This is a genomic window from Paenibacillus sp. EB106-06-01-XG199, from assembly GCF_058791575.1.
The window spans coordinates 40,303-53,948 of record NZ_JBYTDQ010000001.1; the positions used below are offsets into that span (position 1 = coordinate 40,303).

The following is a 13,646-nucleotide window of genomic DNA, read 5'->3' on the forward strand; positions in this document are numbered from 1 at the left end:
ATAAATAAACATTATATAATAATTAATATTCATAATGTATATTTATAGTTGCGAATTCCTGTTTGCACAAATACAGCGTTCCATTCATATCGTTAGGAAGGTATTCAGATGAACTTTCATGTATTGAGATTGTTTTATTACGTGGCGATAACAGGTAGTGTAACCAAGGCTTCGGAGCGATTGCATATCAGCCAGCCCGCGATATCCGCACAGATTCGTAAGTTTGAACGGGAGAATAATATTACATTATTAGAAGTGAGAGGAAAGAGGATGGCGCTCACACCACTTGGACACAGGCTGATCCAGCCACTTGAGAAACTGTTTGCCATGGGTGAACAAATAGAGCAAATGATTGAAGATTATCACAAATTTCCGATGGGGAATATCCGTATCGCAGGCAATTACCTTGCTACAAGCCTGCTGATTCCTAGATGGGCATCCTTATTTAAACAACGGTTTCACGACCTTGGAATTCAGATTTCAACCGCCAATTCTTACGAAACTATGGGGAAACTAATTAACTTTGAAGCGGACGTGGCTATTTACAGTGATATGGAGTTCCCTACACATAATACGGGAAACTTTGAGTATCGCGAATTGTACAAGGATGAGTACGTGTTTGTGGTTTCTTCCGAGCACCCTTTTGCCAAGCAGCAGATCTGCCTTGAGGACGTGGTATCTGAGGCGTTTATTATGAGAGAGGAGGGTAGTGCGGCCAGAGAGAGACTGCTTCGGCTGTGTGAAGACAGAAAAGTAGCGCAACCCAAGATCGAACTGCAATTTAATGGTGTGAACGAGACGGTTCTGGCCGTGATAGCCGGTTATGGAATTACCTTTGTTTCTTCCTTGTTGGCACAGCCTTATCTTGATCAGGGGACGTTAGCCAAGGTTGAAACAGGAGACGCTGTGACCAAGCATTCCATATGGATGGCCAGCAGACCCAAGGCACAGCAGGAAAGTTATGTTCAGTCGTTCGTTGCACTGGTCATGGAACAATTAGAGAAGTAGTTGCTTGAACAGAGATAAAAAAACTCAAGAAGTTACCGAATTCTTTAGATCTATTTGATCTAAGCGTAATAAGAGAAGACCGTTCCTGATAAGGAGCGGTCTATTTGTAGTGGTGTCTATGGGAAATGGAAATTTAACTCTTGAATGCGGGTTGGTTCACTAATTGCACCAGCTCAAGCAGCAATGCTTCTTCCGAGTGAATGATTTCAAGCATTTTCTTATGAATTTTGCCGCGTTGTGCCGGTTTGTTACCCGAACACATCACCTTTATCATAAATTGATTCACCATATTCCACGTCTCCCCGGCAATCCGGTAGCCCTCGGCAATGCGGGTAAGCTCAGACACTTCTTGATCAGCGGAAATGGCACTCAAGAAGAGGCTGTACCTTATCCGGGTGATCGGAAGGGTATTGGCAGCCAGCAAGAAATAGGCACTATATTCCCCGGGGTTCTCTGCGATTATTCCTGTCTCGAGGTAGGCATCAGCATAGGCTCTTAGATGCTCCGCAACCTGGAGCGGCTGGATTTCATGCTCTTGATTCAGCAGCGTATGCTCAAGGGCAAGGCGCCATTGCCCAAGGGGGCGTGATGGTTCGCACAGGCTGAACTCTGCGAAGAAATGGCAGGCGGACTCCCATTCATCCAAATCCACCGCTTCCAGGGGGCGGCCGTAGTAGCCATCCGTTAAATAAATCTTCCGGCTTGAACGATCGACGCCTACAGCCAGACAAGCGTGTGAAGTATGCAGCTTACGGTAGGCCAGACACCAGGGGCAGCTATAGGAATCGAATCCTACCAGAACAGGCATGCCGCCAGCGAGCCGCTTCTCTAGCATATCAAGCAGAAAAGACTTGTCCATCGCCGGCTCTTCCCGGTTCACATATGTAAAATTTATCCCATGATAAGCCGCCAGATACTCCTTGCTGATTCGCGGAGTAGATACCCGGTCGATGATGGACTGTTCTGAAGACTGTTGTTGCTTGAAGGAGAACTGCCAGGCATTGCCGTACATGTACTTGCTGTCTTTACCCTGCCATTCAGCCACTGATTGGATACAGTCATCGATACAGCTGCGAAGCGTAGGGTAGGGAGTGCTTTTAACGGGCAGGATGTTCAGCATAACTTATCATCTCCTTGCCAGTTGAGAAATGGCTGTGCCCCCAATTGCGGTAATTCCCCGGTGTCATCCCGCTGTATTCGCGGAACAAACGGTAGAAGTATTTCATATCTCCAATCCCGACCTCAAGCGCAATCTTCTGAATGCCAAAGTCTGTGAACATCAGCATTGCACAGCTGTATTTCATACGAATTTCCTGAAACAGCTGGATATAGGATTTGCCGGTCTTCAGCTTGAACAGTCTTTGAAATTGGCGCGAGCTCATGGAAATATAGCGGCTGATCTCCTTCAATGAAATTCTCTGTTTGAAATTACTGACCATATATAAAATTACATCATGCAGCGGATCATCTGCCTGCTGTAAACGGTCTGAGAAAGGAACTCCCGCACAAGGCTCGACAATCCTTAGAAGTTCAAACAATAAGGGGTACAGCCTCAATGGATCTGCCGACGGGCTGTTGTTATGTAAGTCCTGCATGTGGCGGAACAAGGCCTCCAGTTCCATTCCCTGCTCGTGGTAACCGAACCAGGACTTCTGTTCTTCCAGCAACCGCAACCGGCGTTGCTGTTCTTCATCGAATGGCCCCGTGAAGAGCGCCGGCAAAGCGGCAGGAAGCTTGAACACCTCAGGACTCAGCATACAGTTCAGGATCCGCAGCGGCTGTGTTCCACTCAGATCCCGGGGCTGGAACACATGGGATACCCCAGGCGGGATGACAAACAGATCGCCCTTTGCAACCTGTATTTTGTCCCCGTCGATAAGCTGAATGCCCTCTCCCTCAAGCACATATGCGATCTCCATGAAATCATGCTGGTGGAGAACAGATGTGAGTGATTCTTCGGTCAGCAACACTTGAACCGGTGAATTTGTGTCAAATAGATATTCCCCAGCAACTACCGGAAAAACCTCCATAGACGAACCTCCGTTTCAGCTAGAAATAGAAGAATAAGTAAGATTAGTAGTCTGGAATCCATCTAGTATAACTGAATATTTTGGCGCATTCAACCATATATTAACAGTATTAAATTTGGTATATTCTTTTCATTCCATCCAAGTAATCACACAGAAAGGAGTATACACATGCAGCAAAAAGTTATTGAAATCATAGCGGAAATTAAGGAGGATCCGGCGTTGTTGCAAACGCTTGACGGCAGCTCCGATTTGACGATTGACGCTGCTCTGGATTCGCTCCAGATTATTAATTTTATTCTTAGGATCGAAGATGAGTTCAATGTCGAAGTTGATTTCGATACCTTTGATCTGGAGCATTTGAAATCGGTAGACCGTTTCACGGGTTATGTTGCCGGACTTACCGGACAATGAAGACTACGGTGCATTGCGGCAGCTTTGAGTCGGAACGGTACTGGCGGGAGAAAGACCTCGCCGCGCTGCCTTCCATTCCCGACCTGAGCGGGATGTCTATTGTGCAGGCTATGGATGAAATGCTGTTTGTATTCTGCGGCAGCGGCGATGTGCTGCTGACCCGTTACGGCATGGACAAAGCGCAGGCCGATTATTTGCATTCCCTCGGTTATGCATTCACTACAAATGTGTATCCGATGACATTGCAAGAGGAAGGTGCTGCTCAGGAGAGTCTGAATATATTTGAGCTGCTGGACAGACTGGACCCGGAAGGCCCATTAGCCAGGATGATACCCGGGGGAGCGTCTCTTTCCCCCTTTGCCGTGCTTCCCGGAACACAGAATGCCCTAAGGCGCTACCGCCTTCAGCCCGAACTGCCGGACGAGCAGACGGTACGCAGCGTGAACACCAAATCCTACTCGATAGCGATGCGGGACCGCCTGTCGTTGCCGAACGTAGGGTTAGCGGTTGACAGCGTCCAGGAATTACTGCATACCGGACTGCAACTGCTGGAGAAGGGCCCATTCCTGATCAAAGATGAGTATGGTGTTTCCGGCAAAGGAAACCAGCTGGTAGATTCCGAGCGGACCCTGCGCAGAATTGCCGGGTATCTGGAATCCGGCAGGAATAAGGAGAAGCGAATCCGCTTTGTGCTGGAGCGGCTGCTCGACCGTGAAATGGATTTCTCCTGTCAATTTCATATTGATCAAGCAGGTGCAATCTCCATTGTGTCTGTGCAGCAACTGGTCAACAATGGGTTTGCCTTCGGAGAATCACAGTCTCCCGGCAAACCGCTGCTGGATAGGCTGGAGCAGGAGAATTATTGTGAAATCATGCACAGTATAGGGAGAAAACTCTACGAGGATGGCTATTATGGCGACGTCTGTGTGGATTCGATGCTGCTGCGCGACGGCTCAATTGCGCCTCTGGTCGAGATTAATGCACGAAAATCGATGAGTCTGATCAAGCACAGCGTAGACCGGTATCTGAACCGGGAAGACATCTATACGGTTCTGGTTCAAGTTCCGCTGGTTTCTATGGGGCAAACCTCTTATGAAGTGCTGCTGCGGAATTTGGAGCAAGCGAATATTCTGTTCGGCGCGGGAAACGGGGAAGGCGTAATTCCTTTAACTTCAGGTACGCTTCATCCGCCGGGCAAGGAGCACTCCGCAGGCACCAAAGGCAAGCTGTATGCGGCGCTCGCTTACCGCGATACTGCGCATAAGAAGGAGCTGTCGGTCAAGCTGGACGAGGCGCTGCAAAGCAGCGGATATACTATTTTGCGGAAATGAAGGGAAGCAGCCAATGAAGGATACAGTGACGATACTATGTTCTGGCTTTGGGCTGGGCTTTTATGTTCCTGGCCTGCTGATTGAACGGGCGCTGAAGGTTTTGGGAATCAAGGCGGAGGTGGAGGTCTTCGAAACCTTAATGTTTGAGGATAAGAAGAAGACGACAGATAACAGCCGCAAAGCTTACAGGGAGAATTTTGCCGTGGCGCTGACTTCGCAAAAAATACCGGGGGATATCCGCAGCAGCCTTGACCCCACTGTGGTCAAAGCGTTATTTGAACGCTGGCGCGGGGAAGGAAGGCAGCATTTCATTACACTCTCCGGACACTGGGTTCATGTACTGGACATGTACCGGGAAACGGCGGCTTATGAAGTCTTGGCCGATTTGCTCTATATCGATGCGGACCTCTCTCCTTCCTGGAAGAACCTCCGCAAACTGAACCCCGGGTATGCGCAGGGCTACCATGAAGTGAACATGTATGACCTTGTGAATCGGAAGGTGCTGTGCAGAATGGACACGGGTATCGAGCCGCTGCCCATGCCAGCAAGGAATGGCAGATTGGTTGTGCATGGCGGAGGTTGGGGAATCGGAACATTCCGCGAGAAATTTTCTGAGCTGGAGGCAGCGGGCTACCTGCTTGATATAGCTGCTTACAGCAATGAGGAGATTGGCGAAGAAATCCACGGAAGACACTACTATATGAATGACCCGCAGTGGAGGACATGGCTCCGTGACAGCAGCGGACACTACTGCTTTCCTCCCTTTGCCAAGGTGAGCGGCAGCGGGGAGAACTGGTTCCCCCCTTGTCATAATTATCCAGAAGGCATGTATGGTGTTATCCGCCAGGCCTCCGCAGTCATCAGTAAGCCGGGTGGTGGTGCCTTGGTCGATTCACTGTCTTCCGGGACTCCGCTCGTGCTGCTGGACCCGTTCGGTCCCCATGAGCAAATTAACAGTGATCTCTGGGTCGAGCTTGGCTTCGGTATCCATTATGAAGAGTGGAAGCAGGCTGGCTTTGACCGTGAACTGCTGCGGGGGTTATCGGAGAACATCCTAACATCCAGAGAACAGTATCCTGATTATGCCAAAAGCTATGCAGAACGTCTGTACGCAGCAGAAGGGAGAAGCTAATGCAACCAAGCAGCAAAGTCGCGCTGGACGCCAAGTCCTTTGAAGCGCTGAAACGCACCATCAAAAATGTCGTCGTTCCGCATAGAGAGCGGAAGCTTGATCCCGGCTTCAAGACAGTGATGCCGGAAATTATGTCGCTCAAGCTGACCAACCGTTGTAATCTTCGTTGCAAGCATTGTTATCAGTGGAATGAATCCGGCTATCACCATGATATGGACAAGACCGAACAGAATCTCGATATGAGGCTGGATATGATCCGCGAACTGCTGGAGGAGACCGATGAAGCACAGTCCAGACTGTACTTGTGGGGCGGAGAGCCGTTGTTTCACCGCGATACACAGCAAATTCTGGAGCTCCTCCAGGCGCACCCCAGAGATACGACGATTTGCACCAATGCCCTTCTTCTCTCTAAATATGAAGAGGAGCTGTGTGCGATCTCGGACAATCTGGAACTGCTGATCCCGATTGAGGGCTTCGAGGAAGAACATGATCTGCTGCGGGGAAAAGGCTCTTTTCAAAAAGTGGTCGAGGCTGTGGACCGGCTGCTTGCCTTGCGGGAGCAAGGGAAGTTCAGAGGCAGAATATCAGTGCATAATGTGATCAATGACAATATGATCGGCAAGCTGTACGAAATGGTGGAATTCTTCGAGCAAAAGGGTGTCGATCTGGTGCTGCTGTGCTTCCCCTGGTATATATCCACAGAGACCAGTCTGGAAATGGACCGGTTCTATGACGAACACTTCCAGTGGCTTGCCGAGCTGAGCCCGGACCACCGCAGCAGCTGGCATGCCTTCAAGTATCATATCAAACCTGACAATGTGGTCAGGCTGACGGAAGACCTGAAACGGATCAATGCCCACACCTGGAAAAATACCCGCATCCGTTACCAGCCGGGACTGGACTTCGATGAGATCGAGGATTTCGTGGCCGGCAAGCCGATGGCGTCCCGCAGCAGCTCGAAATGTCTGGCGCTTAGCACCCGGGTCGATATTGCCCCGAATGGCGATGTAAGCGCCTGCAAGTTCTTTTCCGAGTTGTCTATTGGCAATGTAAACGAACAATCCCTAACGGATATTTGGAACTCCGAGCGTTATGACCGGCTGCGGAGGACTCTGGACGAAGGGTTGTCCCCGGCCTGCTCTAAGTGCAATGTGCTGTACCTGAATACCTATTCGGCACTGACACATGTATGAGGACTGAAGGCGGGGCACACTCTTACAGGCTTGGCATTCTCGGTGCTTCGAATATCGTCAGGCCTGCCCTGCTGGAACCGGCTCGTTATGTTGATGATATTACCGTATCCGCTATTGCCAACCGCACCCCAGAAAAGGCAATGGAACTGGCTCACGCATACAACATCCCCCAAGTTGCAGGCAGTCTTGAGGCGTTGCTGGAAATGAAGGAGCTGGATGCGGTATATATCGCTCTCAGCAATGACCTGCATGCAGAGTGGGCCCTCAAGGCACTGGCGGCTGGCAAGCATGTGCTGGTCGAGAAGCCAATTGCCTTGACTCCCACAGAGGCGGAACAATTGGGGACGGCTGCGGCACAGCCTGCAGCCCCGAAGCTAGTCGAAGGTCTGATGGTGGCCCATCATCCTTGGCAGCAGGCGCTCAAATCCATCATTGATTCCGGTCAATACGGCCAGCTGCGCAGTCTGAAGACCCGTATAACCATTCCTGCCAAGGACCAACATTCCGGGAATTACCGCAGCATCAAGTCAAAAGGCGGCGGTGCCTTTGCTGACCTGGGCTGTTACTGGCTACAGTTCGTGGCGAACATAGAGGGGCTTCAACATGTGCAAATCTCCGGGCAGTCGCAATTTGACGGTCCGGACGGCTGCGACTGGACCTTTCAGGCTGCGCTTAAGTATGACAGCGGGCTGGATACGGAATGTCTGATCTCCTTTGAGCTGCCTTACCGCGCCTCGCATACCCTTTATTTTGATCAGACGGTGCTGACGGTACCCGATTTTTTACGGCCGCTCAAAGGATTCTATCCTATGAAAATACGCCATGATCTGCCGGATGACCGCAGTACAGTTCAAAATTTTGAGCCAATGAATTATTACGTGAACCAGCTTCGAGCTTTCGCTGAAATAATGGATGGGACCCGTGAAGCTGGACTGGAACGTTCCTTGGAACGGGTAACTCTTCAAGCGCGAATGATGGCTGTGGCCCAACAGGCCTGGAGCTATAGGTAAATAAGAAAACAGTCTGCATCCGGTGGCCAGAGTTGCTGGTCTAGGGATCAGACTGTTTTTGTTGTGCGGATTAACGGTCTGACAAGGGAGGAGGCTGGTCTATCCAGTTGCGCTCATTGTTCTTTACATAGATCCCCAGTGCTTGGTCTGAGGAAAGCCCGGGGTTGTGGAAAGAGAGCATCATCGCTGCAAAGCGTGTGCTTTTATTGACGTTCGGATGGAGTAGAAGCTCTGTAGCCCGCTGTTTGAAATCCTCCGGTTTGTGCGGCGCGGTCTCGACCGTATCCAGCAAGGCCTTGTGGCTGGGGAAGAGCATACGGTTATAAGCCAGGATCATCCGTCCGCTGTAAAATACCAGATTGCTTACTGTATGCGCCATTAGATAGGCATCGTTATTTTTGGCGGCTTCCTTAGCGAAATAAAAAGCATGCAGGTGAATCTGTGCGCTGAAGTCCCGCAAATTGCACTCACGGTTCTCTTCGGGATAAATGGGGATTCGAGCTACAATACGCTCCAGTTCAGGTATTCTTGAGAAAAGCACTTGCGAACCGGTAAATGCATACCGTGTCGCCTCGTTACCGCGCTCAGCGGCCAGCTCCAGAAAGCGGAGATTAGTCACCTTCACATCTACGTACCCGCCTTCATATGTGCTGGCCTCCCGGTCCACATAAGACAGGTTGTTATTTTTTGCATGTACCTCGTAGGATTCATCTGTGACTACCAGATGGACATCCACATCGGAAGTTTCCTTCGCCCGGTCCCGGGCAACCGATCCAGAGGTGATGACCGCCAGACATGAAGGGGCAACCTTCAGCTTGTTCACGAAATTCTCCATTGTCTGTCTATGGTGTTCCAACATCAGGTTCATCCTCTCTATATTGTTTTTGTTCTATTAAGAGCGTAACGATTACCATGCTTAGCGGCTATGGTCAATGAAGACATCTATTCTTTCGCAGCGTTTAATAAAATCGCTTGCCTTGGAGTTAACTCCAAGGAGTAAGCTACATTTGAAGGAAACAAAATCTATGTGGAAATGGGGAACAATCAAATGGAATATATGAAACTCGGAAATACTGGTTTGGATGTCTCTCGGCTATGTCTGGGTTGTATGAGCTTTGGTGAAGCAGAACGATGGGTCCATCCATGGGTCCTTGATGAAGAGCGGAGTCGTCCCATTATTAAACAAGCTCTGGAGAATGGGATCAATTTTTTTGATACAGCGAATGTATATTCAGACGGAACAAGCGAGGAAATCGTTGGGCGGGCTTTAAAGGATTATGCCAATCGAGATGAAATTGTCCTGGCGACGAAAGTTTATTTCCGGATGCATCAAGGTCCAAACGGTGCTGGACTGTCCCGAAAGGCGATCATGAGTGAAATAGATAAGAGTCTTAAGAGACTGGGAACAGATTATGTGGATCTGTACCAGATTCACCGCTGGGATTTCAATACTCCCATTGAAGAAACGATGGAAGCCTTGCATGATGTTGTTAAGGCCGGGAAGGCAAGATATATCGGTGCTTCTGCCATGTATGCTTGGCAGTTTCTAAAGGCATTACATGTAGCTGAGAACAATGGGTGGACTAAGTTTGTATCCATGCAGAATCATTTCAACCTCGTATACCGTGAAGAGGAGAGAGAGATGCTGCCGCTTTGTAAGGAAGAAAAAATCGCTGTGATTCCATATAGCCCACTTGCTTCAGGGAGATTGACCCGTGATTGGTCGGAAACCACACATCGCTCCGAAACCGACCAAGTCCAGAAATCTAAATATGATGCGACTGCAAATACGGACCGATTGATTGTAGAGAAAGTTGCAGCAATCGCAGAGCAACGTGGTGTACCCCGTGCTCAAATTGCCCTTGCCTGGGTGTTGCAGAAAGAACCAGTAACAGCCCCGATTATCGGTGCCACGAAAATGTCTCACCTTGAAGATGCCGTAGCCGCTCTTTCCATTACGTTAACAGCTGAAGAAATTGCGTCGCTGGAAGAGCCATATGTTCCTCATCCGGTAGTGGGTCCTATTTCTATGTAATGATAAAATTGCAAGCTATGAACAGACAAAGACACTAACCTGCGTTAGTGTCTTTTAGTTTCTTTTACTGATCAGGTCTTCGGAGAACTATCGCAGAAATATAGGGTTCCGGAATTGGCAGGAGCTGTTCCAATGGCTGAGAAGGAAGTGAAGTCCCGGATTAATGGGCAAATCCATATTTTACATACCAAATATATCCTAAAATACAAAATTATGATGATAATGTTCTTGTTTTGTTTTAAAATAGAGTGGAGTCTAGCATTTGAAGGGAGGGGATAGATCAATATAGAAAGCGCTTACTTTTAAAAAAATTAATGGGAGGAAGGGAATTATGATGAAAAGGCTTGGAATCATATTCATATTGCTATCTGTGGTTCTATCCGTTATTCCGGCAGTAGCTTCCGCAAACACCCAGACTAAGATTTATGAAGCAGAGGATGGTATATTAAGTGGAACTACTGTCGACACGGCAGTTTCCGGCTTTTCCGGCACAGGGTATGTTACAGGGTTTGACACCGCTGGCGATTCTGTAACCGTTACGACAATGGTGGAAACGACGGGGCTATATCAAATCTATATCAGGTACAATGCGATTTACGGCTATAAACAGGCTAATCTGTCTATAAACGGAGTGCCCGCCGGAGTGGCTGATTTTGCGGAAACGACTGAATTTACTGAAATTCCAGTGACAAAAGCGTTATTAAATGCAGGAGAGAATACAATTCGAATTGAAAATCACTGGGGCTGGTATCTAATTGATTATGTCAAAGTAGAACCTGCAGCTGCTCCTGCCCCTCACCAAGTGACGGACGCTTTAGTCAATCCGGCTGCAACACCGGAAGCTAAAGCATTGATGGGCTATCTTGTTGATAATTATGGCAAAGCCATTCTTTCAGGACAGCAGGAATATGACAATGTGAGCTGGTTGCAAGCCAATACCGGAAAGAAACCGGCAGTTGTCGGATTTGATCTGATGGATTATTCACCATCACGAGTCGAGCGGGGGACTACCTCTAACGAGATTGATCAAGCCATCCAATGGGACGGCCAAAATGGGATTGTGACTTTTGCTTGGCATTGGAACGCACCCAAAGACCTCATTGATCAGCCAGGAAAAGAATGGTGGAGAGGTTTCTACACAGACTCAACCACATTCGACCTAAGTTATGCTCTTGAACATAAAGCTTCTGAAGATTATCAGCTGTTATTAAGAGATATTGATGCCATAGCTGTCCAATTAAAAAGATTGCAGGATGCGGATGTTCCAGTATTGTTCCGTCCATTGCATGAAGCCGAAGGCGGATGGTTCTGGTGGGGAGCAAAAGGTCCAGGGCCAGCTAAAGAATTATACCGTATTGTGTATGATCGTTTAACGAATATGCACCACTTGAATAACCTAATTTGGGTATGGAACTCCGTTGCCGAAGAGTGGTATCCGGGGGATGACGTTGTAGATATTGTAAGTTACGATTCCTATCCAAGCAAAGGGGATTACAGTCCACAGATCGGAAAATTCGATCAACTTGTAGCACTGGGTAATGATCATAAACTTGTAGCGTTAAGTGAAAACGGTTCCATTCCAGATCCTGAGCTATTACAACTATATAATGCCGATTGGAGTTGGTTCTGTACTTGGGAAGGAGAGCACTTAAAAGACGGAATAACAAATTCATTGGCTCATCTGAATAAGCTATATAATCACGAATACGTGGTGACATTGGATGAATTACCGGATTGGAAGAATAATCCGACGAATCCCGATAAAGCACCGGAGGCACCTAGCAATGTAGCGGTAAAGGCAGGCGATAATCAAGCCACAATTAGCTGGAAAGCATCCAGTGGTGCGGCTGGTTATACGGTACAACGTGCAGCAGTTAGCGGCGGGCCTTATGAGACTGTGGCAACAAATGTAACGGGTACAAGCTTCACAGACAACAATGTTACGAATGGTACTGCATATTTTTATGTGGTGAATGCGGTAAACAGCGTAGGAACCAGCGTTAACTCTACTGAAGTTAGCGTAATTCCACAGGCTCCGGCTACAGGCTCACTCAAGGTTCAATACAAAGTAAATAACAGTAGTGCAACAGACAATTCGATCAGTGCTTCATTCAATATTGTAAGTACAGGAACAGCTGCAGTAGATTTGAATGCTCTCAAAATACGTTATTATTTCACGAAAGAAGGAAGCGCAGCAATGAACTTCTGGACGGATTGGGCGCAGATTGGAAACAGCAATGTAACCGGAACCTTCACACCTTTAAGTGAGGCGAAAACCGGTGCTGACACTTACCTGGAGTTGTCCTTTAGCGCAAATGCAGGCTCCATCGCAGCAGGAGGACAGAGTGGTGACATTCAATTCCGTGCTGCGAAAAGCGACTGGTCAAACTTTAATGAAGTGGACGACTACTCGTTTGGCGGAGCTCAAAACGCCTTCATCGATTGGGAGAAAGTTACACTATACCAAAACGATACTTTAGTATGGGGGATTGAGCCTTAAAATAGTAAAAGGGCTGTTCCATAACGTCCCTTCAAATATACAACAAACCCAGTGCCGGTGCGGTACTGGGTTGTTTGATAGGAATTCTGTTCCTCTTATACAATAAAAGCTTTTATTCACCCATAATACCCACTTGACTAGGGGGAATAATAGGTTTATAGTATGAAAAAAGCTTGAAAAACAAAGACGTGTTTTGAAATAATCATCTATTTAATCTATTAATTTAATAATTGTATACAATTATACAAATAAATTTAAAGCCATTCTCAAATTATCGATGAGGAGCAATATAGGTATGGTGATACGATCACGAAGGTTGTCTAAGGATAATACCTACTATGCATTAAAACAAAAAATTATTGATAGTGAGTTAGAGCCGAATCAAGCGGTAAATGAAGAAAATTTGGCGGCGTTGCTCGGGGTCAGCCGGACTCCTTTAAGAGAGGCCATTCAGAGATTGGAGAATGAGGATTTTCTCGTTCGTCAGCCAAATGGCAGGTTGCGGGTAGCCTCCGTAACTATCAAAGAGGTGGAAGAGGTTTTTCTGATTCGCAGCATGCTTGAAGGCTATATTGCTAGAAGTGCAGCTAAGCATGCTACAGATAAAGATATTCTACATTTAACAACGATGATGGAGCGAATCAAACATTCCTTCCAGCTAGGTGATAAACAGGATTTTGTATCCTATGGTTTTGAGTTCCATGATTATTTATCTGAAATCAGTGAACTTAGAACGTTTGAGAAAGTTCTGAATCAATTAAGAGATCATTCGCTTCGCTACTGTCGCTATGTCTCCATGCATGGAGATTGGAACACACAGGCGGATGAAGAACATAATTATATCCTGCAAATGATCGCTGACAAAAATGAAGATGGTGCAGAAAAAGCAATGCGGGATCATATTCTAAGCAGCTTATCTACTGCGCTTGCGCGAATCAAAGGGATGGAAGAAAACGAGATAGACCATATCGGCCCATAACGAAAGGGGATTACTTC

The 13,646-nt window shown here is 47.7% G+C and carries 12 protein-coding genes; 9 read left to right on the forward strand and 3 right to left on the reverse strand.

The genetic code is table 11. The annotated features are described in order from the left end of the window. The first annotated feature begins 108 nt into the window (after window positions 1-108). Window positions 109-1,008: a LysR family transcriptional regulator gene (locus tag AC3WT9_RS00225; protein ID WP_341094177.1), complete on the forward strand. Its 900-nt coding sequence runs from the start codon at window positions 109-111 to the stop codon at window positions 1,006-1,008. Window positions 1,009-1,141: 133 nt separating this feature from the next. Here the strand turns inward: AC3WT9_RS00225 and AC3WT9_RS00230 are convergent, their stop codons facing one another. Beyond that, entirely contained in the window at window positions 1,142-2,128 is a 987-nt protein-coding gene (locus AC3WT9_RS00230) for a hypothetical protein (protein WP_341094176.1), read from the reverse strand. Beyond that, a complete protein-coding gene (locus AC3WT9_RS00235; protein ID WP_341379019.1) occupies window positions 2,106-3,038 on the reverse strand; it encodes a helix-turn-helix domain-containing protein in 933 nt (310 codons plus the stop codon). The genes AC3WT9_RS00230 and AC3WT9_RS00235 overlap by 23 nt, the downstream gene beginning before the upstream one ends. Before the next feature lie 168 nt (window positions 3,039-3,206). Between AC3WT9_RS00235 and AC3WT9_RS00240 the strand changes: the two genes are divergently transcribed. Genes AC3WT9_RS00240 through AC3WT9_RS00260 form a run of 5 tightly spaced genes read left to right on the forward strand, consistent with a single transcriptional unit; the run spans window position 3,207 to window position 8,115 of the window. Further along, window positions 3,207-3,449 (forward strand): acyl carrier protein, encoded by a 243-nt coding sequence (locus AC3WT9_RS00240; RefSeq protein WP_341094174.1) that lies wholly within the window; start codon window positions 3,207-3,209, stop codon window positions 3,447-3,449. Further along, window positions 3,446-4,780 (forward strand): ATP-grasp domain-containing protein, encoded by a 1,335-nt coding sequence (locus AC3WT9_RS00245; protein ID WP_341094173.1) that lies wholly within the window; start codon window positions 3,446-3,448, stop codon window positions 4,778-4,780. Before AC3WT9_RS00240 ends, AC3WT9_RS00245 begins: the two co-directional genes overlap by 4 nt. 13 nt (window positions 4,781-4,793) lie before the next feature. Continuing rightward, on the forward strand, window positions 4,794-5,912 hold the full coding sequence (locus AC3WT9_RS00250) for a UDP-glucuronosyltransferase (protein WP_341379017.1): 1,119 nt from the start codon (window positions 4,794-4,796) through the stop codon (window positions 5,910-5,912). Further along, window positions 5,912-7,105 carry a radical SAM/SPASM domain-containing protein gene (locus tag AC3WT9_RS00255; protein ID WP_341379016.1) on the forward strand — a complete coding sequence of 398 codons (1,194 nt, stop codon included), beginning with the start codon at window positions 5,912-5,914 and terminating at the stop codon, window positions 7,103-7,105. The genes AC3WT9_RS00250 and AC3WT9_RS00255 overlap by 1 nt, the downstream gene beginning before the upstream one ends. After that, a complete protein-coding gene (locus AC3WT9_RS00260) occupies window positions 7,102-8,115 on the forward strand; it encodes a Gfo/Idh/MocA family protein (RefSeq protein WP_341379015.1) in 1,014 nt (337 codons plus the stop codon). Before AC3WT9_RS00255 ends, AC3WT9_RS00260 begins: the two co-directional genes overlap by 4 nt. A 70-nt stretch (window positions 8,116-8,185) precedes the next feature. Here AC3WT9_RS00260 and AC3WT9_RS00265 read toward each other — a convergent pair whose 3' ends face one another. Then, complete coding sequence (locus AC3WT9_RS00265) at window positions 8,186-8,974, reverse strand: nucleotidyltransferase domain-containing protein (protein WP_341094168.1); 789 nt, start codon at window positions 8,972-8,974, stop codon at window positions 8,186-8,188. A gap of 189 nt (window positions 8,975-9,163) precedes the next feature. Between AC3WT9_RS00265 and AC3WT9_RS00270 the strand changes: the two genes are divergently transcribed. The 3 genes from AC3WT9_RS00270 to AC3WT9_RS00280 all read left to right on the forward strand — a co-directional run bounded on the left by AC3WT9_RS00270 (window position 9,164) and on the right by AC3WT9_RS00280 (window position 13,629). Next, complete coding sequence (locus AC3WT9_RS00270; RefSeq protein ID WP_341094166.1) at window positions 9,164-10,150, forward strand: aldo/keto reductase; 987 nt, start codon at window positions 9,164-9,166, stop codon at window positions 10,148-10,150. 334 nt (window positions 10,151-10,484) lie between these two features. Then, on the forward strand, window positions 10,485-12,650 hold the full coding sequence (locus tag AC3WT9_RS00275) for a glycosyl hydrolase (RefSeq protein WP_445935394.1): 2,166 nt from the start codon (window positions 10,485-10,487) through the stop codon (window positions 12,648-12,650). Window positions 12,651-12,945: 295 nt separating this feature from the next. Continuing rightward, complete coding sequence (locus AC3WT9_RS00280) at window positions 12,946-13,629, forward strand: GntR family transcriptional regulator (RefSeq protein WP_076114509.1); 684 nt, start codon at window positions 12,946-12,948, stop codon at window positions 13,627-13,629. Window positions 13,630-13,646 lie beyond the last annotated feature (17 nt).

Coding starts and splice junctions, on each gene's coding strand:
- AC3WT9_RS00225 (WP_341094177.1), top strand. CDS start 109: ATGAACTTTCATGTATTGAGATTGTTTTATTACGTGGCGATAACAGGT.
- AC3WT9_RS00230 (WP_341094176.1), bottom strand. CDS start 2,128: ATGCTGAACATCCTGCCCGTTAAAAGCACTCCCTACCCTACGCTTCGC.
- AC3WT9_RS00235 (WP_341379019.1), bottom strand. CDS start 3,038: ATGGAGGTTTTTCCGGTAGTTGCTGGGGAATATCTATTTGACACAAAT.
- AC3WT9_RS00240 (WP_341094174.1), top strand. CDS start 3,207: ATGCAGCAAAAAGTTATTGAAATCATAGCGGAAATTAAGGAGGATCCG.
- AC3WT9_RS00245 (WP_341094173.1), top strand. CDS start 3,446: ATGAAGACTACGGTGCATTGCGGCAGCTTTGAGTCGGAACGGTACTGG.
- AC3WT9_RS00250 (WP_341379017.1), top strand. CDS start 4,794: ATGAAGGATACAGTGACGATACTATGTTCTGGCTTTGGGCTGGGCTTT.
- AC3WT9_RS00255 (WP_341379016.1), top strand. CDS start 5,912: ATGCAACCAAGCAGCAAAGTCGCGCTGGACGCCAAGTCCTTTGAAGCG.
- AC3WT9_RS00260 (WP_341379015.1), top strand. CDS start 7,102: ATGAGGACTGAAGGCGGGGCACACTCTTACAGGCTTGGCATTCTCGGT.
- AC3WT9_RS00265 (WP_341094168.1), bottom strand. CDS start 8,974: ATGTTGGAACACCATAGACAGACAATGGAGAATTTCGTGAACAAGCTG.
- AC3WT9_RS00270 (WP_341094166.1), top strand. CDS start 9,164: ATGGAATATATGAAACTCGGAAATACTGGTTTGGATGTCTCTCGGCTA.
- AC3WT9_RS00275 (WP_445935394.1), top strand. CDS start 10,485: ATGAAAAGGCTTGGAATCATATTCATATTGCTATCTGTGGTTCTATCC.
- AC3WT9_RS00280 (WP_076114509.1), top strand. CDS start 12,946: ATGGTGATACGATCACGAAGGTTGTCTAAGGATAATACCTACTATGCA.